The organism is Aliidiomarina minuta, from assembly GCF_003987145.1.
Classification (GTDB): Bacteria; Pseudomonadota; Gammaproteobacteria; order Enterobacterales; family Alteromonadaceae; genus Aliidiomarina; species Aliidiomarina minuta.
This window is the reverse complement of record NZ_PIPL01000003.1, coordinates 142,803-162,815: the sequence shown is the minus strand read 5'-3', so window position 1 is coordinate 162,815 and position 20,013 is coordinate 142,803. Positions and strand designations below refer to the sequence as shown.

The following is a 20,013-nucleotide window of genomic DNA, read 5'->3' as shown; positions in this document are numbered from 1 at the left end:
AAGCTTAGAACTGGTAGTTCACCGAGGCCCAGAAGCTACGCGCCCGCTCCGTTGTATTGTAATCCGCGCTGCACTGGTACTCACTTTCGCTTTCCGCCAGTAAGCAGGTGCGGCTCGACAAATCCTCATCCAGCAAATTGTTAATACGGGCATTGAAACGCAGGTTATCGCTGAAGCGATACTGAGCCGCCAAATGCAACAATTCATAAGGTTTATAATAAAGCTTCTGTGCTTCCGGCCCCTGCGGACCTGCCACATTAGCTATACCCCGGAAACGCTCTCCGCGCACTTCTGCTAACAGACTCAGACTGAAGTTCTCAGTAGCCTGCCAGCGCAGATTACTGTTGAACATATGTGATGGTGTGTTCACCAGTGGTAAGCCGGCATCGGCACCACTGCGCACTTCACTGTCGGTATAGGTGTAGTTGGCGCGCAGCGACCAGGCATCGGTGAAGGCATAGCGGCCAGCGACCTCAACCCCTTGAGTGACTGCTTTATCGATATTCTGACTCTGGCTGAACCGGGTATAACCTAAGTCTGCCCAGCCCTCACCGATATCCACACAACGCTCATCTGAGCTCACCACTTCACAGTTGGGCAGGTCGTCCTGACGAATGATTTTATCTTCGAAATCATTATAAAAAACCGTCAGGTTAGCATTGAAATTATAGCCGTTGTCGTAATAGGCGGCCGCTTCATAATTAATGCTAGTTTCAGGCTGCAAGTGCGGAGAACCCACCATAGGAAATACCCCCTGGCCACCAAAACCTACAATCCCTGGGAATAACTGATTAGGCTCAGGAGTTTTGTAACCCGTGCTAACGCCCCCTTTAAAGGTCCAATCGGCACCCACACGCTGGGTCAGATAAAGGCGCGGGCTTAACTGGCTACCAAACACCTGATGGTTGTCATAACGGGAACCATAGGTCAGCGTCAGGTCCGGTAGAATATCCCAATTATCTTCAGCAAATACAGCCCACTGACGGTGACGTTGTACAACGCCCTCTTCAGTACCTTGTCCATACATACCAAATACACCATCTTCCATATCTGCATCAAAATACTGCGCGCCGATCACAAAGAAGTGCGCACCTAGCTGGCTTTCTGCTTTGGTGTCTACGATCAGATTTTCAATCGACAACGCGCGCAAAGGGCGCGGTAAAAAGTCAGCTTCCAGCTGAGCACGAATCTCATCTGTTAATTCAGGTCTGTTCACGCCCTGATCTTCCACGGCCTGGTCCCACATGGCCTGCACGCCAGCACGCTCAGTCACATTCAGCGGTAGTGAACGACCCAGGTTTTCACTGGTGCTGCGAGTAATTTGGGTGGTTGTCGTGGCATGCTCCCAGCGACCTATATGAGAAAGTACCAGCTGCTCGCGTTCCACACGTTGATGAGGGGTATAACCTACACGAGGCTGAACCGAGCCATTACTGGCGCGCCATAAACTTTCCGGAGCATCCAGAGTACCTACCTGGCCTTCTGTATTATCATAACGCTGTCGAGCCACATCATAACTAAGAATAAAATCATGGGCTTCAGCCGGGGTAAACGTCAGGTTAACGCCACTGTTCCAGATTTTAGCGCCGACCACTTTACGGTCGCCAAAACTGCCACTGTCTGACCAGGTGCTGCCATCAGGCAACGGCAGTTCGTCCTCATAACCCGGCTCACTATCGCCACGGGTAAAGATGCTGCCGTACAGGCTCATGCTCAACCGATCTTTAATTAACGGTCCAGTCAGATACACATCCAGATTGGAATCATCGCCATACTGGCTGTCCTGCTGTACTGTGGCGCCTGCGGTTACACTGCCATGAAAAGTATCCAGGTTACGACGCGTAATAATATTAATAACGCCGCCAATGGCGTCGGCCCCATAGAGCGTCGACATAGGTCCCCGCACGACTTCAATACGCTCAATCGCTTCCAGCGGAGGCATGTACATAAACTGGCTATTGCCGAAGTTATTCGGCCCTATATTGCCCACATCGCTTTGCCGGCGGCCATCAATCAGAATCAACGTATAATTTGCAGGTAAGCCACGCATAGTCACACTGATATTACCGTTTTTATCCTGTCCGGCACCGACATCAATGCCCTCCAGATCGCGCAGAGCATCGGCGAGTCCGCTATAAGGGCGGTTCTGTAACTCTTCACGACTAATAACGCTAACACTGGCGGGAGCATCAGTCAGTTTTTGCTCAAATCCTGATGCGGTCACTACCATTACTTCCATGCGCGCCAGCTCTTCTTCGCTTAATCCGCCTTTAGCCGATACCGCTCCGCTTCCAAGAACCAGCGCGACTGCCGTCGCGACGGCAGTTACATGCAATGACTTCATTGTTGCTCTCCTGCAATTATTTATGTTGAACCTACGAAAAGATTTGCAAATGATAATGACTATCATTTATATTGTCCACATCAAATACGAATAAATATCATTTAGGTTAAAAATGGTTCGAAATTATCTCGGCTCAGTTCGTCAGTGGCATTGGATCAGCTCTGCGTTGTGCCTGGCGGCATTACTCTTATTTGCAATAACCGGCTTTACCCTGAATCATGCCGCCAGCATTGAAGCTACGCCGAAAGTCACAGAGCATATTGTTGAAATGCCTCAGGCGCTGCTTGAACAGTTGCAGCAAAGCGAACCCGAGGTACCGGCCAACGTCGACCAGTGGATACGCGATGAGCTGAATGTTTCCATTGCCGGTAGCGGCGCCGAGTGGAGCCCTCATGATTTTTATCTGAGCATGCCCAGACCCGGCGGAGATGCCTGGCTCAGTATCGACTTTGCAAATGGTGAAGTGCTGTATGAAGTCACTTCCCGTGGTTGGATATCCTATTTCAATGACCTGCACAAAGGCCGCCATACAGGAGCCGCCTGGTCACTCTTTATTGATCTGACAGCGCTGGCCTGCGTCATCTTTGCGATCACAGGCCTTGTATTGCTACAGCGACATTCATCAAAACGGCCTTCTACCTGGCCCCTGACGTCGCTGGGCCTGCTGGCACCGATTCTTTTACTGCTTTTATTTAGTCATAACGGATAAGGACTTTTCACTATGCTCAAAACTTCCATTATCAGTGCTGCCCTGTTCAGCAGCCTGCTTCTGCCACTCGCCACTCAAGCCAGTACCATGCAGGTTGAGGTCGAAATACCGCGCCTGAATGTGGCTGAGTACCATCGCCCTTATGTGGCGATTTGGATAGCGGATGAACGTCAGCAGCGGGTTACTGATTTAACGGTCTGGTACGACATTGCGATGCGCAACCAAGAGGGTGAGCAATGGTTAAAAGATCTGCGCCAGTGGTGGCGTCGCAGTGGTCGCACTCTGGACTTACCGGTAGATGGACTCAGTGGTGCTACGCGTGCGCCTGGCACCCACAGCCTGACGTTTACTGATGCCGACTATGACTTTTCCAGTCTGCCAGAAGGTGATTACCAGCTGGTCATCGAGGCCTCCCGTGAAGTCGGTGGCCGCGAACTCCTGCAAATCCCTTTTAGCTGGCCGTTACAGCAATCTTTCAGCCAATCCGTACAAGGCGAAAACGAACTCGGCAACATTACTTTATCTATCAATCTTTAAAATTTAACCATTAAACAAAAGGACTTCTCTTATGAAACACAAAATTATTCCCCTTTGCCTTATTCTGGCCGGCGTTTTATCGGCCCCAGCTCATGCGCACCGCGCCTGGGTATTGCCCGGTTCTACAGTGCTCGCCGGCGATAGTCCCTGGGTTACCGTAGACGCCGCTATTTCCAATGACATTTTCCACACGGACTATCGCGCCATGGGCGCAGATTCTATTCAGGTACAAGGTGCTGACGGCGAGTTAATGGATCCGCAAAATCTGCACAGCGGACGTTATCGCACCGTATTTGATCTGCAACTGGAACAACCGGGAACTTACCGCGTATATACCGCCAGTTATGGATTAAGCGCGCGCTGGACCAATGAAGACGGCTCCCGGGGCTTTTTCCCAGGGCGTGGACAACAACCTGATGACGAAGCCTTTGCCCGCGAAGTGCCTCAGGACGCAGACGACTTGCAGGTAAGTATATCCTCACGTCGTATTGAAACCTTTATTACTGCCGGAGCACCGGACTTTGCTGTGATCGAACCGGTAGGTCAGGGCCTTGAGTTTAAAGCTCACACCCATCCTAACGACCTTTTTGCCGGAGAAACCGCCAACTTTCAACTGCTCATAGACGGCGAACCCGCTGTCGGTGCTGAAGTCTCCATTCTTGCCGGTGGCATGCGTTATCGCGATCAGCAGGACGCCATTGAACTGGTCACCGATGAGCAGGGCATGCTGCAAGTAAACTGGCCGCATGCTGGTATGTATTGGTTCTCCGCGCGTTACAGCGATGACAATGCACAGCCACCAGCTACCACTCGCCAGGGCAGCTACACAGCTACCTTCGAAGTTTTCCCGGGGTAATCTATGGATAGTCAGGTCATTGCAGGTGTCCTGATCTCGCTGTGGGCGGTAACCAGCTTCTGGTTACTGCGCCGTCCACAGCAGGCGTTATCCAAACGCCTGAGCGACGCACTGCAGGTAGCAACAAGCAGTGACAACAGTCACAAAGAACCTCTGCTCATTGGTTGGGCCAGCCAAAGCGGACAGGCTCAACTACTCGCTGAGCAGGCGGCGGCTCAACTCTCTGCTCATTTTCAGATACGACTGCAGGAACTGGATGCCATTGATGAACAGCAGTTGAAAGATGTGCAGCAGGCGCTTTTTATAGTCAGTACTTATGGTGTCGGTGAACCTCCGGATAATGGCCAGAAATTTAAGCGCCGCTTTATCAGTTCGGCCAGCAAACTGCGCTTACCCCACCTTAAATATGCGGTGTTAGCGCTTGGCGACAAAAGCTATCCGGATTACTGTGCTTTCGGCGAAGAGTTATACGCCGGACTGCAACGATTGCAGGGCAACCCTATACGTTCCATTATCAAAGTTGACCGCATGCATCGCTCCGATCTGGAACTCTGGTCACAATTACTTCAGCAACAATTTAATATTGAACTACAGGACAGTCATGACTTTACCGACTGGCGCCTGATACATCGTGAATGTATCAATGAAGGCAGTCCGGGCGCACCTCTGTTTCATTTAGGTTTGCACCCCTTGAACGGCCAGTTACCCGAATGGCGGGCTGGCGATCTGATTGACATTCGCCTTCCCGATGGCGATTTGCGCACCTATAGCATTGCTTCCGTGGTGCAGGATGAGCGACTGGATCTGGTCGTGCGTCAGATGCTTTTGCCAGATGGTCGTCTGGGTAAGGGGTCCGGATGGTTAACCGAACGCGCTGACGGCGGCAGCCAGGTGAAACTGCGCATCCGGCCTAACCCCGCATTCAGTTCGGTACCTGTGAAGACTCCCTTAATCCTGATTGGCAATGGTAGTGGTATGGCTGGCCTGCGCGCCTTATTACGTGAACGAAGCCACTTACCCGGCAGTCGTCAATGGCTTATTTTCGGAGAGCGGGACCCATCGTGTGACCGTATTTTTTGTGCCGAAACCCGCTCAATGCAGAGCTGCGGCCAGCTACTCTGCGAAGACCGTGCTTTTTCTCGTGACCCTAAACGTCCACGTTACGTACAGGATATTTTGCATGAGCAGGCGCCCCGACTGCGTAGCTGGTTAATGGCTGGTGCTGCGGTTTATGTCTGTGGTTGTAAAAATGGCATGGGCCAGGCTGTCGATGAGGCACTCAGGGAAATAGTGGGTAACCATGTGATCAGCATTATGCAGGAGCAAAACCGTTACCTGCGTGACCTCTACTGATTTATTGCTTATGCTAGAGGCATAATAAATAAATCAGGGTAGCGCATGAAAATCTGGACTCTATTAACAGCTGTTTTCCTGGTTAGCCTGAATCTGAATGCTTCGGCTAACCAGACGATTACCGCCGACCACGAATTCGAGCTACCGGAAGAAACTCTTCAGGTCGCAGTCAGGATCGGCGCACCCTTCGTAATCGAACGCCCGGATGGCAGCTATGCTGGCATTACCATAGAGTTATGGGAACGCATTGCCAGCCAACTGGATCTCGACTTTGCATATCAGCCTGCAGGCCTGGAATCTCTTCTTTCTGGTATGCGTGATATGGAGTATGACGTCGGCCTGGGCCCACTTACCGTCACGGCAGAACGTGAACGCTTTCTCGACTTTAGCCAACCCTTCCATAACGCAGGCCTGGCGATTGCACTAAGGCAGCAGGATACACCCGGCTGGTGGGCCGTTTCGCAGCGTTTTTTCACCACAGAATTTGCCAGTGTAATGCTCGCATTGGCGGCGATTCTACTACTTTCAGGGGTTCTGTTATGGATCTTTGAACGTAAGCACAATACCGAAGAATTCAGTCGGGATCCGGTTAAAGGTATAGGCTCCGGCTTCTGGTGGGCCGCCGTCACTATGACCACCGTCGGTTATGGTGATAAATCACCGCGCTCCCTGGGAGGTCGTGTCGTGTCACTGGTGTGGATGTTCACCTGCGTCATTATTATTTCCAGCTTTACCGCATCCATTGCCTCCTCGCTGACAGTTAATCAACTTGCCAGTAAAATAGAAGGGCCGGGCGAGCTAGACCGGGTACGCGTCGGGACGTTACCTAATTCTTTTACTTCCGATTATCTGGACCAGCGGTTTATCAGATACCAGGCTTACGCCACACTACCCGAGGCCCTCGAAGGTCTGGCCGACAATGAAATTGATGCTGTGGTATATGACGCACCGCTACTGAGTTATCAGTTACGTCAGCGTTTCGGCAGCGACCTGATGCTTCTGCCCAATACCTTTATGCCGCAAAACTATGCGCTCACGTTGACCGAAGGCAGTGACCTGGTTGAACCGGTGAACAGAATCTTGCTGGATGTTACGTCGAGCGCTGAATGGCAACGGTTACTGGATAACTATCTTGGCAACTAAGCGCGCAGAGCGGCGACGTACCGCGCTGACACGCAGGCTGACAACACGATTGCTGGTCAGCATTTCACTATGGTCGACACTGCTGGTTTTTATTATTACCGGCATCAGCTTCTGGCAAACCTATACGGAAGCTAAAAGCGAACAACTCAGCAATATGGTAAATACAACCTCCCAGCGAATTGAGCGCGAAGCCAAGATATTTCGTATTGCTGAACAAAATGCCGACATTCTGGCAAATGCTTTTTTGCAACGTTACCAGCGTAAACAAGGCGATACTTCGTTAGTGCAACAATACGAAGACTGGTTTGAAGAGACTGACCCTGGCGTAATGCGTCTGCGCGCCGCTTTTTATGAAGGTTTAGCAACCGAACAGCAATACTGGCAATACCTCAGTGCTTTTGCGGGGCCACGGAACGAAGCTATAGATACAGAGCTTCAATCACGTATCGTCATTGCACTGGAAACACTAGCGCAGTATGGCCCGGCATGGCAACATCTGGTCGCCAACACCCATATCAGCATGCCGGAAAATGTGCTCCTTATTTACTCTCAGGACAGTGCCTGGGGGTTGCTTGCTTCGCCCACCCTCGACATTACCGCCTATGCAGTGGTGCGCTCGACTCTGCAATCACATAATCCTGAACGCGAACCCAACTGGACCGGACTGTATTTCGATGAGTCGGCCCGGGAGTGGGTCATTACTTACCAGCGACCCACTGACCTGCAGGGGCGCCATCTGATAAGCGCCAGTCATGACATTTACCTGACTGACGTTATGGAACGTCTGGTTCGCAGCGATCGTGATGGAGTCTCTCATATGATCTTTAATCAGAATCGTGAACTGATAGCGACACCCGAAGACTTGTCATCCTCCATGCAGAAAAAAGGCATTATGAGTCTCGACCAGTTACAAAACCCAATCTATGAAGAAGTTTACCAGCTGCTCGAAAACAACCCGCCGGCCCATAATACTCCGGTGCAGATCCTCGAAAAGGAAGCGAGCGATAACTTCGTCATTGCGACTATGATTGCCGGTCCGGAGTGGTGGCATGTGACTATTTTCCCGCGCCAGTTGATTCAGCAGGCATCCATGCAAACTCCCCTGCGGGTAGCCGTGCTCAGTCTGACCTTGCTGATCATGGTGTTACTGGTGGTTTACGTGTTCGTAAATTACAGAGTTTCTATGCCTTTGCGGCAATTGTCTAACGCCGCTAATCTGGTCGGCCAGCAGCGCTATCAGGAGGTAGCCGATGGTGAGCATGAACTGACCGGGAAAAAGAGTGAAATCGGTCTGCTCGCCCGTTCTTTTCAGGATATGGCGAAACGCATCCTTGAGCACCAGTCGACTTTAGAACGAGCCGTACAGGCACGTACCGCAGCGCTCGCCAGCGCTAATCAAAAACTGGATGCGATAGCGCACATGGATGGCCTTACTGGCATTTTAAACCGGCGTGCTTTCGATCGCGATCTGGAACTACAGCTCAGTCGGCCCGCACCTGTTAATTGCGCTCTTTTGCTTGCTGATGTCGACCACTTCAAAGCTTTTAATGACAATTACGGGCATCAGGCAGGCGACCATGTGCTGCAGGACATCGCCAGTACCCTGAACAAGCCCGACAATGTAAGGGTTTATCGCTATGGGGGAGAAGAGATTGCCATATTAGTGGATGCCGAAACAGCGGAGCAGGCAGAAAAAATTGCCCACCAACTATGTCAGCGCATAGAGGCTCTTAATATTGAGCATCAACACAGTGAACATGGCCTGGTCACACTAAGTATGGGGGTCACTATGCTACGACCACAGGACACTGCTGAAGCTACTATTGAGCGGGCTGATAAGGCACTCTATCAAGCCAAGTCAGCAGGACGTAACCTGATACGATCAGGCTAAGTCCTCATACAGGTGCCAATGCCGTTGCTGTATCTGTGAAACTAACTGGCGCAATTCATGTTCAAGCATTCGGTCTTCCGCTAGCAGCTCTATTTGCTCACTTAACTGCGTCAGCATCTGCCGCACATCTGACTGTAAACTGACCTCGTCGAGTTCAGCCTTAGCCATGCGCAGGCGTACACCCTGCTGCACACTCATCAGGCTCGCCGCCAGCACCTGCTCGGTAAGCTGCAGAATACGCAGGCAATCGCGCGCAGCTATAGTGCCCATGCTGACCTTATCCTGATTATGACACTCCGTGGACCGCGAAAATACGCTGGCTGGCATGGTCAGTTTAAGGGCTTCCGCCGTCCACGCTGAACAGCCAATCTGCACCGCTTTAAAACCATGGTTTAAAGTGCTGCGCTCAATACTGGACGCCGACAAGTTAGGCGGCAAACCCTGATTATATTTAGTGTCCATAAGCAATGCCATCTGCCGATCATGCAAATCAGCCAGGTTTGCCACCGCCGTTTTCATGGCATCCATCACCATCGCAATATGGCCGCCGTAAAAGTGCCCGCCATGCAGCACCTGCTCGCCTTCGCCATCAATAATAGGATTATCATTAGCGCTGTTCAGTTCGTTCTCAATGGTTTCTCTGAACCAGGGCAGCGCATCCCGCAGAGCCCCTATCACATGAGGAGCGCAACGAATCGAATAACGATCCTGCAAACGCTCTGAGTTACGTGGGTAGGACTGATGATTCATATCTTTACGTATCCAGCCAGCTACCTGCTGCTGACCGGCATGCGGCTTAACGCTGAAAAGTTTTTCATTGAAATGATTGCTGTTACCCAGCAACGCCAGGCTAGCTAAAGCAGTTATACGGCTGGATAAACAGGTCAGATAATCGGCGCGCTGATACGCCAGGCAAGCCAAACCTGTCATCACTGCAGTACCATTCATAATAGCCAGCGCTTCTTTGGGCCTCAGCTGCAAAGGCTGCAAATCGTTTTCCGCCAGCACTTCAGCCGCCGGTCTTATTTGCCCCTCATAAAACACATCACGCTCACCACAAATCACAGCGGCCACATAAGATAAAGGCGTCAGATCACCACTGGCGCCCACACTACCTTCCTGCGGAATGCGCGGAATAATATTGCGATTTAATAATTCACACAAACGCTCCAGCAACCCCCAGCTCACGCCGGAATACCCCTGAGTCAGTGACGCCAGACGCGCCGCCAGAATAGCCCTGCTTTCCTGCTCGTTAAAGTAATCGCCCAGGCCACATCCATGGAAACGCAGCAGGTGTAACGGCAGCTCATTCACCTGATGCAAAGGAACCGCCACAGTACAGCTATCGCCATATCCGGTAGTAACCCCGTAAATCACTCCATCTTCAGTCAGCAGTTTATCCAGAAAAGCGACACCCGCTGCAATACGTTGCGCAAAAGCAGGATCCTCGGACAATGCTACAGGGCAGCCCTGGGTCGCTACGGCATCAACATCTTTAATAGTTAATGGACCCTGACCAAAAATAACGGCAGTTTGGGTTTTGCTCACTACGCTCATTCCTTCTTTTTGCGGCTATCTGACAGACGTCAGATATTTTAAAAATCAAACCATTGTAACGGATGCTGATTTAGTCTGAGTAAAGAAATACGTAGTTAGCCTAACCAGGATCACCAAAACCTGCCGACAACCAACAGCCATAGCGGTTATCTGATTGCCGCCGCTCGCCGGGTGCAGTAGCATATAGCTATCAGTTCTCAATCGGTTTATGTAATGCAGGATATCTGGCAACAACGTCGTTCTGGCCCTAATCAGCAACGTCAGGGTGATCTTCGTACGGTATGGCAACGGGATCGAGCCCGTATTCTGCACTCCGCCGCATTTCGCCGCCTGCAATCCAAAACTCAGATTATGAATGTGGGTGAAAACGACTTTTACCGCACCCGCCTGACGCATTCGCTGGAAGCTTCACAGATAGGTTCTTCACTGATTAATCAGCTGGAGCACATAAGCAGTCAGGAACAGCGTACCTTACTACCTGACGACAACCTGATGGAAGCCCTTTGCCTGGCGCATGATATTGGCCACCCGCCTTTTGGTCATGGTGGTGAAACCGCGCTTAATTTCAAAATGCTGGGCGCAGGCGGTTTTGAAGGCAACGGACAGACATTTCGGATTGTTGGCCGGCTGGAGTCTTATCACCAGCAGCACGGCATGGACCTGACCCGCCGTACTTTATTAGGTTTGCTGAAATACCCGGTGCTGATGCCTGAATTAACCCCACCAGACAATATGCAAAACCCTGGCAGTCTGGCTCAGTGGAAACCTGCCAAAGCCATATTCAGAGATGATGCTGACCTGCTTGACTGGGTGCTGGCACCGTTATCAGAAACAGACAAAGCATTATTTCAAAGTACCGAACAACTGCAACAAAGCCCCTGGCAGCGCTCGCGTTACAAGTCTTTCGATGCCTCTTTAATGGAGCTGGCGGACGATATCGCCTATGGCGTGCATGATCTTGAAGATGCCGTGGTGACCGGTACTCTCGCAGCTGCCGACTGGGATCAATTTATGAGCCCGGTGGTAACTCAACTCAGTCCAGCATTGCGTGAATTGCTCGATGAGTTAAGCCTTCAGCTGTTTTCCGACACTCATCATCTGCGCAAAAATGCGGTCGGGGCACTGGTGAATATTTTTGTCACCTGTATTCACATCACCGAAGCCTTACCAGGCGCCAGCGAACCATTAATTCGTTATAACGCCAGCCTGCCGGAAGAAGAAAGAAAACTGCTGGATGCGCTCAAAGCGGTGGTTTTTGAATACGTCATTAATCAGCCGTCAATTCAGCAACTGCGTTATCGTAGCCAGAATATGCTACTGAACCTGTTCAGCGCTTTTCACACCGAACCCACCCGTCTGTTGCCCCGCAATACCCGTAAACGCTGGGAAGAAGCATTTCATGAAAACGGCGAACAGGCTGCCAATCGAGTGCTCTGCGATTATATTGCAGGCATGACCGATGACTATGCAGAGCGTATGTACCTCAACCTGTTTCGCTAATATTGTGTAAAGGTGTCAGTTTTCAATTCCTTTACTATAGTGAGGGTACACATTTTGAGTTGAGAGGTAGCTATGAAAAAATTACCGCTTTTTCTCAGCCTATTAGTAAGCTGTATTCTGATAGCCTGTTCTCCACCACCCGAGTATGATCCGGGACAAGAACCAGACAACGACGATCCAACCTTGATGCAGGAAAGCGAACGACCCGATCAGGTAGAGGTTGTCGATTATCATCCAGACACCACGGATTGCGAGCTCACTATGGGCTATGAAGCCTGGGAACCCTATCAATACCTTGATATCGGTGACATCCCGCGAGGCCTTGATGTCGAAGTAGCTGAAGCAACCATGCAGAGCATGAACTGTGAGCTCAATTTGCAGCAGGGCAGCTGGGTTGACTTATTAAGCTGGCTGCAGTCCGGCGACATTGACTTTGTTATGGGAGCCTCAAAAACCGAAGCTCGGGAAGATTTCGCGCATTTCTCAGAACCTTATCGGGAAGAGCAATTTGTGCTCTTTATTCGTTCAGGTGAAGAACACCGTTATTCCGCATCGACACTTGAGGGTTTCATCGAAGAAGAACGACGCATTGGCATCGTTAACGAATACTATTATGGCGAAGAAACCCATCAGCTAATTAACAATGAAAACTACCGCGATAATTTTGTCGGCGCCATGATGGGCGAATTCAATCTGGTGCGTTTGCTGGATCTTGATGTCGACGCTTTCCTGGAGGACGAAGCAGTGGGGTATTCGCTGATACGCCGCAAAGGCTTACATGAATATATCGAGGCCTATCCAATTGAACTGGATGCCTCTGATATTTATGTCATGTTCAGCCGTGACTCTGTAGATGAAGATCGCGTAGAAGCTTTCAATGAAGCCCTGCAGGAACTTCATGACAGCGGTGCCTATGACACCATCATGCAACGCTATCTGAACTAACTTAAGCCCAACTCCCAGTCTTTCCATACCGGTTGCAGGCCTTGCTTCTGCAGAGCCTCTGCAACCTGGAGTGGCGACCGATTATCTTCAGTACTGAATTGCTCCAGAGCAATCGCCTGATCAGCATAACCGCCGGGCTGAGTTTTCGAACCCGCACTAAAGTGAGTCGCCCCCAGAGTTGCTGCATGATCTCTGAAATAAGCCGACTCCCGAGTCGACAAACTCAGTTCCAGTTCCGCATCAAATAAACGAAATGCACACAACAACTGCACCAGTTGCCGATCATTAACTTCGGCTGCCACCTCGACGCCACCAGCGCAAGGCCGCAACCTTGGGAACGAAACCGAATAACGGCTACGCCAGTAATGTTTCTGCATATAACGCAGATGCATTGCTGTCGCCACACTGTCAGTACGCCAGTCGGTCAACCCAAGCAAGGCTCCGAGCCCGATTTTATCGATACCTGCCTGACCGATACGCTCAGGTGTCTGCAGCCGCCATTTAAAATCCTGTTTACGCCCACGCAAATGGTGTTCAGCATATACCTGCTCATTATAGGTTTCCTGATACACCAGCACAGACGCTACCCCGAGCGACCGCAGTTCCGCATATTCGGCCTCACTCAGCGGTTGTACTTCCATAGCAATATGGCTGAAATAACGGCTGATTACGGGCAACATCGTCCTGAAATAAGCCATGCCCACTTTACGTTCGTGTTCACCGGTCACCAACAAAACGGAGTCAAAACCCTGTTTTTTAAGCGCCCGGCATTCAGCTTCCACCTCCTGCTCATTGAGGGTTTTCCGCTGAATAGCATTGCTCATCGAAAAGCCACAATAGGAGCAGTCGTTGGCACACAAGTTAGACAGATACAGCGGAATAAAAAGCTGCATAGTATGGCCAAAACGACGCCGGGTTAACTGTGCTGATAGTTGTGCCAGCGGCTCCAGATAAGCGTCCGCCGCAGGCGAGATCAACGCCATGAAATCTTCCACCGTTCGTTTACCCTGACGCTGCAAGGCCTGCTCCACATCGCCCTGGGTACAGTCCAACACACTTTGCTGTACGGATTGCCAGTCCTGCTCCTGCCATAACGCATAAAAACTCATAATTACTCCAGAAAAGCGGTCAGAGGACTGGATGCAGAAGCCCCGTTATGGCGACCGGCCAGGCCGGCTTCAAAAGCCTGACGCCCTGCACTTACCGCCTGAGCAAAGGCCCGGGCCATGACCACAGGGTTGCCTGAGCTGGCTATAGCGGTATTCACCAGCACCGCATCCGCACCCAGTTCCATAGCTTCGGCAGCATGACTAGGTGCTCCAATACCGGCATCCACAATGACCGGCACCGATGCCTGCTCAATAATAATTTGCAGGAAGTCGCGGGTTTGCAGTCCCTGATTGGACCCGATCGGCGAACCTAACGGCATCACAGCCGCACAACCTACCTCCTGCAAACGCTTACATAAAACCGGGTCTGCGTGGCAATAAGGCAATACCGTAAAACCCTGTTTAACTAGCTGCTCAGCCGCTAATAAGGTTTCCACCGGATCGGGTAATAAATGTCTGGGGTCGGGATGAATTTCCAGCTTGACCCAATTCGTCTGCAATAACTCACGTCCCAGCTGCGCGGCGAAAATGGCCTCTTTAGCATCTTTCGCACCTGAGGTATTGGGCAACAGGTGCAACGGCAAGTCAGCTGTTGCGCTCAACATGTCGTCGCTTTGCATATCATGCTCAATACGTTTTAACGCCAGCGTGACTATTTCGGTACCGCTTGCCTCGAGCGCCGCACGCATGAGCGAAGCGGATCCGAATTTACCACTGCCGCTGAGCAGCCGCGATTGCAATTCAACACCATCAATCATCCATGTCATTTTGTTAACCTCCCGCGACGGCTTGAAAAACCGCGACCTGATCCTGTTCCTGAATACCTACCTCCTGCCACAGACTACGAGGTATCACTTCATTGTTAACCGCAACCGCAACTCCTTGTATTGGTATATTCTGCTGCTCAAGCAGGGCGCTGATGCTTAACCCGGTGCTAATTTCCAGGCGCTGCTGGTTAAAGATTATCTGCACTGGAAACCTCCTGATGATGAAAAGAACAAGCTGGGCAATCATTGATCTGAGGAACCGCAAAGGACTGCCATTGCAGCTGGTGACCGTCAAATAGTTGTAACTGTGACCACTGCACCTTTTGCCCCAGCAAGAAACGAATTGCCTGCAGGCCCTGCAAGGCACCTAACATGCCGACAACAGGCCCCATCACACCGGCACTGGAACAAGACTCCGCAGGCAAATCCACATCCGGATACAGACAATGGTAACAACCCTTGCCTGACTGCGGATGCAAGGCTATATACTGGCCCTGATAACCAATAGCGGCGGCACTGAAGAGTACCTGTCGATACTTTTGGCAACTTTGGTTGACCAGTTGACGGGTGGCCATATTATCTGTGCAATCCAACACCGCATCTATGTCACCGCCCAGCAATTTTTTTGCATTGGCAGCATTCAAAGCCTGCGCAACGGCCTCAATACGGACATTCGGGTTCTGACTCAAGAGTCGCTTACGGGCAAGATCGGCCTTGCTTTGCTTTAACCCTTCCAGATCGTAGAGCGGCTGACGAGGTAAATTGCTTAATGACAGGCGGTCATGATCAATCAGTATCAGTTCGCCTACACCAGCACCCGCCAGGTAACTGGCGGCTACTGAACCCAGGCCTCCCAGCCCGACAATAACCACTCTCGACGCCTGCAAACGCAGTATTCCGGCTTCCCCACAATCCGGCAGCATGAGCTGACGGCTATAACGTAAAAAGTCTTCATCCGAAAGCATCTGTCAGCTCCTCGACGGCCTGAGTTATATCAGCAGCCTCAGTAATGGCCCGAACGACAGCCACACCATCCACTCCCGTTGCCAGCACAGGTTTTACCCTGAGCAGATCAATGCCACCAATAGCTACCGTGGTGTAGTCGCCGAGCAAAGCTGCATAATCCGCTAAACGACCCAGGCCCTGCGGCTGACTGGGCATTTGTTTGGTAGTGGTCGGGAATACATGACCCAGTGCGATGTAGGAAGGGCGCAATGCTTTGGCGCGCAGGATTTCAAAATAGCCATGCGTGGAAATACCCAACCGCAGGCCTGCCTGCTGTATTGCAGGCAAATCCGCATCGGCCAGATCTTCTTGCCCAAGGTGCACACCATAGGCCTGATATTTAAGGGCCAGTTGCCAGTAATCATTAATAAAAATACGGGCCTGGTACTGCCGACCCAAAGCTACAGTCTGCGCGATCTGCTGCTCCAGTTTCTGCGCCGACAGCGGGGTTTTAATACGCAGCTGCAAAGTACGCACACCTTGCTCCAGTAGCTGCTGTATCCAGTCAACCGAATCCACCACTGCATACAGCCCCATTTGCTCAGGCGGCATCAGCGCGAACGGCTGATCGGGCAGCGAGGACTTCTCATTCAGTGACCAGGGATAAGCGGCGAAATGCGGTGCCGCAACGGGCCACAAATGATGTCGCACCGGACCGGTTCCCTGTCCTACCGCTTCGGCATCATGCAAACCGGCCGCTACGTAGGCATTTGCCATTACCAGCGCATCCTCCAGCGGATAATTAAGCGCCAGCGCGCTGGCTAACACCGACGCCAGTGTGCAACCGGTGCCATGGCCATGCGCATTGGCTATGCGCGGTTGCTGGAACCTGACAACCCGATCAGCACTGACCAGTAAATCAGTCACCTGAGGCAGGTCTGTATTCAGATGACCGCCTTTCACGACCACCGCCTGAACACCTGTCTGCAACAGTTGCCGGGCTGCCGTTATGGCCTGTTCCTCATTGTCGACCGACACCCCTGTTAATAACTGAAGCTCGTTGATATTGGGCGTGACCAGCTGGGCTCTCGGCAACAAATGCTTATGGATAGCCTGCAACACGGCGTTATCGGCCAGGCGATAACCACTGGTGCTGACCGCAACGGGATCCACCACCAGCCAGACGTCGTTTATGTAGTTGAGCAGAATCTTTATTTGCTCTTCGCTGGCTAGCATGCCGGTCTTAATAACCCGGGCTGGCATATCAGCAGCCAAAGCCTGCAACTGAGCCTCGAACATCGCTGCAGAAGTCGCTTCAGCGGCGGTGACCGCCACTGAGTTCTGCGCCGTTAAGGCAGATACCACACTGCAGCCATGCACCCCGAGGTTATGCATGGCATGCAGATCCGCCTGAATACCCGCGCCACCACCGGAGTCTGAACCGGCCACGGTCCAGACTATCGGCCGGGTCACAATACCTCCGGCTTCAGTTCTTTAATTTGTATGGATTCAGCCAGCGCCACCTGATCGCGCACTTCCTGACTGATGCGCATGGAGCAGAATTTAGGTCCACACATAGAGCAGAAGTGAGAACTTTTATTGGACTGCTGCGGCAAGGTTTCATCGTGATAACTGCGTGCCGTTTGCGGGTCCAGCGACAGGTTAAACTGATCGTCCCAGCGAAATTCAAAACGCGCTTTGGACAGGGCGTTATCGCGTATCTGTGCGCCAGGGTGACCTTTGGCCAAATCGGCAGCATGGGCAGCGATTTTGTAGGTAATCAGCCCCTGTTTCACATCTTCTTTATTGGGCAAACCCAGATGTTCTTTCGGAGTCACATAACACAGCATAGCGCAGCCAAACCAGCCAATCAGTGCCGCACCTATGCCCGAAGTAAAGTGATCATAACCCGGTGCAATATCTGTGGTCAGCGGGCCCAGCGTATAAAAAGGGGCTTCATCACAGTGCTTAAGCTGCTCGTCCATATTTTCTTTGATTTTCTGCATCGGCACATGGCCTGGTCCTTCCACCATCACCTGCACGTCGTATTCCCAGGCAATACGCGTCAGTTCGCCCAGGGTACGCAGTTCGGCAAACTGGGCTTCATCATTGGCATCGGCCACAGAACCAGGGCGCAGACCATCGCCCAGCGATAAAGCAACATCATAAATAGCGCACAATTCACAAATTTCACGAAAACGGGTATATAAGAAGTTTTCCTGATTATGCGACATGCACCACTTGGCCATAATAGAACCACCACGGGATACAATGCCGGTCAAACGCTTAGCCGTCAGCGGCACAAAGTCTTTTAATACGCCGGCGTGAATAGTGAAATAATCCACGCCCTGCTTCGCCTGTTCCAGCAAGGTCTGATAAAAGACCTCCCAGTTCAGGTCTTCAGCCACGCCATTTACTTTCTCCAACGCCTGGTAAATAGGCACAGTGCCGACCGGCACCGGACTGTTACGTAATATCCATTCACGGGTTTCGTGAATATCTCGGCCGGTGGACAGATCCATAATAGTGTCCGCGCCCCAACGAGTCGCCCAGACCAGTTTCTCGACTTCTTCAGCTATCGAAGAGGTCACCGACGAATTACCAATGTTGGCATTCACTTTAACCAGAAAGTTGCGTCCGATAATCATAGGTTCGCTTTCCGGGTGGTTAATATTGACCGGTAAAATAGCACGGCCCGCGGCGATCTCGTCACGCACGAATTCAGCGCTGATTTGTTCAGGAAGCACAGTGCCAAAGGCCTCACCACTGTGCTGCTGCTTTAAGATCTCACTGCGTATGCGGGAGCGGCCCATGTTTTCACGCACAGCAACGTATTCCATTTCAGGCGTGACTATACCGCGCCGGGCGTAATGCAGCTGAGTGACGCCTGCTTCCCCAGCTCGCTCTTCAAGCCAGGCTTTGCGCAGCGGCGCCAGACCCGCGGTCACATCAACGCTGGCATTTTCATCGCCATAAGGTCCTGAGGTGTCATAAATAGGAATAGACTCGTTCGCTTCGTACTGCGGATTGTCCGTGCTGCCACTGACGGTGGGGCTTAAATTTATCTGGCGCATAGCGACACGAATGTCAGGTCGCGAGCCCTGAATATAAATACGTTCAGAAGCGGGGTAAAAGTCACCCTGCAGATGATTGATAAAATGTTCAGCGGCTTCACGGCGCTGACGGCGGGTTGGTGTAGTCTGGATAATCGACATAGCAATTTCACCTTTAAATATTGAAGGACGAAAAATTGCTTGCCAGGAGTGTACAACGAAAAAACTGACGCACTGATGGCGTCTGTTCTTACATGTTCCCTTCGCAGGTATTAGCCTGATCAGGTTCAACGGATCCCGCTTTCACGGTCTCAGCCCTAAGGGCACTCCGACAAGTTGAGTGCCCAGTATAATCAGGATAAAAGAAAAAACAACAGCTAGCCGATGACGTGATAACCGGACCAGTCCGGTTGCAACGGCTGCTGTTTGCCGTCATGGGTCAGCTTGATATGAAAGCCCTGCAACAGGTCCACCGCCAGACAGTCATCCACGGCTAAGAGATCGTCTTTGTGGGGTTGCACACTGTCAGTCAACAAGCGCCGCCGACCCAGCTGTTTGGCCTCTTGTACATTTTTTGCCACACATAAAGTAAAATCATGAAACTCAGGAATGCGTCCCGGGTAATAGCCGCCAAAATTTACAAACCAGAGCTTATGTTCCTGTTCCACGGGTTCCTCGACGACCTCAACCTGATAACCATCTACATGATGCACCGCCAGATAGCTGTCCAGGTGCAAGCCTTTCACAGTGCCAAACCACTGCCGCCGCAACTGTTCATAAGTGTCTTCCATCGACTCGCCAACCACAAAACGTATGTCGTGCAATTCAATGTTAGCGCCCGGTGCCGTGCCGCCCAGATAAACCATGAAAAGCTGCATTTCAACTCTGCCTTATTTGAATTTTTTTAACGCGGAACAGACACTGCGATGATCTTCTTCAGGAAAAATATTACGTAATTGTTGCTCCTGACCTTCGCTGAGGTTCCCCTCGCATTGCAGCTGATACCTATTGTATTTATTGACTACTTTAATGCGTCCCTTGCCCTGGGTGCCCTGCAGAATATGGTCCACTTCCTGCAAAAAGTCTTTTCTGAAGGAACCTTTACTAACCTTCCATTCGCCGTCTTTTACACGTATTTCAGCAATCGCGTCCGAGCCCATAAAAAGCATATAAAGAATCACAAGTGCCACTATTAATATTGGTATCCAAACCGGCATAAAACCTTCTCTTTGTAGCGTTACCTAATTGAATCCCGGAGACCGGGCTGAAGGCCAAATTGTAATATGCTTTTGGTAAAGAAAGAA

General features: G+C 51.3%; 18 protein-coding genes and 1 riboswitch. Of the genes, 8 read left to right on the top strand and 10 right to left on the bottom strand.

Translation table 11 applies throughout. The features are described from left to right. Positions 1–4: 4 nt before the first annotated feature. Positions 5–2,344: a TonB-dependent receptor domain-containing protein gene (locus CWE09_RS12480; protein WP_126804388.1), complete on the bottom strand. Its 2,340-nt coding sequence runs from the start codon at positions 2,342–2,344 to the stop codon at positions 5–7. 112 nt (positions 2,345–2,456) lie between these two features. Here CWE09_RS12480 and CWE09_RS14275 point away from each other — a divergent pair, with 112 nt between their 5' ends. Genes CWE09_RS14275 through CWE09_RS12450 form a run of 6 tightly spaced genes read left to right on the top strand, consistent with a single transcriptional unit; the run spans position 2,457 to position 8,833 of the window. Further along, positions 2,457–3,053, top strand: a complete 597-nt coding sequence (locus CWE09_RS14275) for a PepSY-associated TM helix domain-containing protein (RefSeq protein WP_126804387.1) — start codon at positions 2,457–2,459, stop codon at positions 3,051–3,053. A gap of 12 nt (positions 3,054–3,065) precedes the next feature. Then, positions 3,066–3,590 carry a DUF2271 domain-containing protein gene (locus tag CWE09_RS14270; RefSeq protein WP_126804386.1) on the top strand — a complete coding sequence of 175 codons (525 nt, stop codon included), beginning with the start codon at positions 3,066–3,068 and terminating at the stop codon, positions 3,588–3,590. A 31-nt stretch (positions 3,591–3,621) separates the two neighbouring features. Beyond that, the gene (locus CWE09_RS12465) at positions 3,622–4,446 is read left to right on the top strand and encodes a DUF4198 domain-containing protein (protein ID WP_126804385.1); all 825 of its coding nucleotides are present in this window, start codon (positions 3,622–3,624) and stop codon (positions 4,444–4,446) included. 3 nt (positions 4,447–4,449) lie between these two features. Further along, entirely contained in the window at positions 4,450–5,799 is a 1,350-nt protein-coding gene (locus tag CWE09_RS12460; RefSeq protein WP_126804384.1) for a sulfite reductase subunit alpha, read from the top strand. A gap of 45 nt (positions 5,800–5,844) precedes the next feature. Continuing rightward, entirely contained in the window at positions 5,845–6,942 is a 1,098-nt protein-coding gene (locus tag CWE09_RS12455; RefSeq protein ID WP_126804383.1) for a transporter substrate-binding domain-containing protein, read from the top strand. Then, on the top strand, positions 6,887–8,833 hold the full coding sequence (locus tag CWE09_RS12450; RefSeq protein WP_126804382.1) for a GGDEF domain-containing protein: 1,947 nt from the start codon (positions 6,887–6,889) through the stop codon (positions 8,831–8,833). Before CWE09_RS12455 ends, CWE09_RS12450 begins: the two co-directional genes overlap by 56 nt. Here the strand turns inward: CWE09_RS12450 and CWE09_RS12445 are convergent. After that, positions 8,825–10,390 (bottom strand): HAL/PAL/TAL family ammonia-lyase, encoded by a 1,566-nt coding sequence (locus CWE09_RS12445; protein WP_126804381.1) that lies wholly within the window; start codon positions 10,388–10,390, stop codon positions 8,825–8,827. The genes CWE09_RS12450 and CWE09_RS12445 overlap by 9 nt on opposite strands. Before the next feature lie 213 nt (positions 10,391–10,603). Between CWE09_RS12445 and CWE09_RS12440 the strand changes: the two genes are divergently transcribed. Both CWE09_RS12440 and CWE09_RS12435 read left to right on the top strand, forming a co-directional pair. Continuing rightward, complete coding sequence (locus CWE09_RS12440) at positions 10,604–11,890, top strand: anti-phage deoxyguanosine triphosphatase (RefSeq protein ID WP_126804380.1); 1,287 nt, start codon at positions 10,604–10,606, stop codon at positions 11,888–11,890. Positions 11,891–11,962: 72 nt separating this feature from the next. Further along, positions 11,963–12,835 carry a substrate-binding periplasmic protein gene (locus CWE09_RS12435; protein ID WP_126804379.1) on the top strand — a complete coding sequence of 291 codons (873 nt, stop codon included), beginning with the start codon at positions 11,963–11,965 and terminating at the stop codon, positions 12,833–12,835. On the opposite strand, the gene thiH is transcribed toward CWE09_RS12435, so the two are convergent. From thiH to CWE09_RS12395, 8 genes are all read right to left on the bottom strand, one after another. After that, entirely contained in the window at positions 12,832–13,944 is a 1,113-nt protein-coding gene (gene thiH / locus CWE09_RS12430; RefSeq protein ID WP_126804378.1) for a 2-iminoacetate synthase ThiH, read from the bottom strand. The two genes, CWE09_RS12435 and thiH, sit on opposite strands and share 4 nt — an antisense overlap. A 2-nt stretch (positions 13,945–13,946) precedes the next feature. Continuing rightward, positions 13,947–14,711, bottom strand: coding sequence for a thiazole synthase (locus tag CWE09_RS12425; protein WP_126804377.1), 765 nt, complete (start codon positions 14,709–14,711; stop codon positions 13,947–13,949). Positions 14,712–14,715: 4 nt separating this feature from the next. Continuing rightward, a complete protein-coding gene (thiS, locus tag CWE09_RS12420; protein WP_157982857.1) occupies positions 14,716–14,916 on the bottom strand; it encodes a sulfur carrier protein ThiS in 201 nt (66 codons plus the stop codon). Then, positions 14,900–15,676: a HesA/MoeB/ThiF family protein gene (locus CWE09_RS12415; protein WP_126804375.1), complete on the bottom strand. Its 777-nt coding sequence runs from the start codon at positions 15,674–15,676 to the stop codon at positions 14,900–14,902. Before CWE09_RS12415 ends, thiS begins: the two co-directional genes overlap by 17 nt. Continuing rightward, on the bottom strand, positions 15,663–17,129 hold the full coding sequence (thiE, locus tag CWE09_RS12410) for a thiamine phosphate synthase (protein WP_126804374.1): 1,467 nt from the start codon (positions 17,127–17,129) through the stop codon (positions 15,663–15,665). The genes CWE09_RS12415 and thiE overlap by 14 nt, the downstream gene beginning before the upstream one ends. Next, positions 17,126–18,871: a phosphomethylpyrimidine synthase ThiC gene (thiC, locus tag CWE09_RS12405; protein ID WP_126804373.1), complete on the bottom strand. Its 1,746-nt coding sequence runs from the start codon at positions 18,869–18,871 to the stop codon at positions 17,126–17,128. Before thiC ends, thiE begins: the two co-directional genes overlap by 4 nt. A 79-nt stretch (positions 18,872–18,950) precedes the next feature. Next, positions 18,951–19,050, bottom strand: a riboswitch (TPP riboswitch). Between the two features lie 36 nt (positions 19,051–19,086). Beyond that, positions 19,087–19,587 (bottom strand): DUF1543 domain-containing protein, encoded by a 501-nt coding sequence (locus CWE09_RS12400; RefSeq protein ID WP_126804372.1) that lies wholly within the window; start codon positions 19,585–19,587, stop codon positions 19,087–19,089. 12 nt (positions 19,588–19,599) lie between these two features. Then, positions 19,600–19,926 carry a DUF3634 family protein gene (locus tag CWE09_RS12395; protein WP_126804371.1) on the bottom strand — a complete coding sequence of 109 codons (327 nt, stop codon included), beginning with the start codon at positions 19,924–19,926 and terminating at the stop codon, positions 19,600–19,602. Between the last annotated feature and the right edge of the window lie 87 nt (positions 19,927–20,013).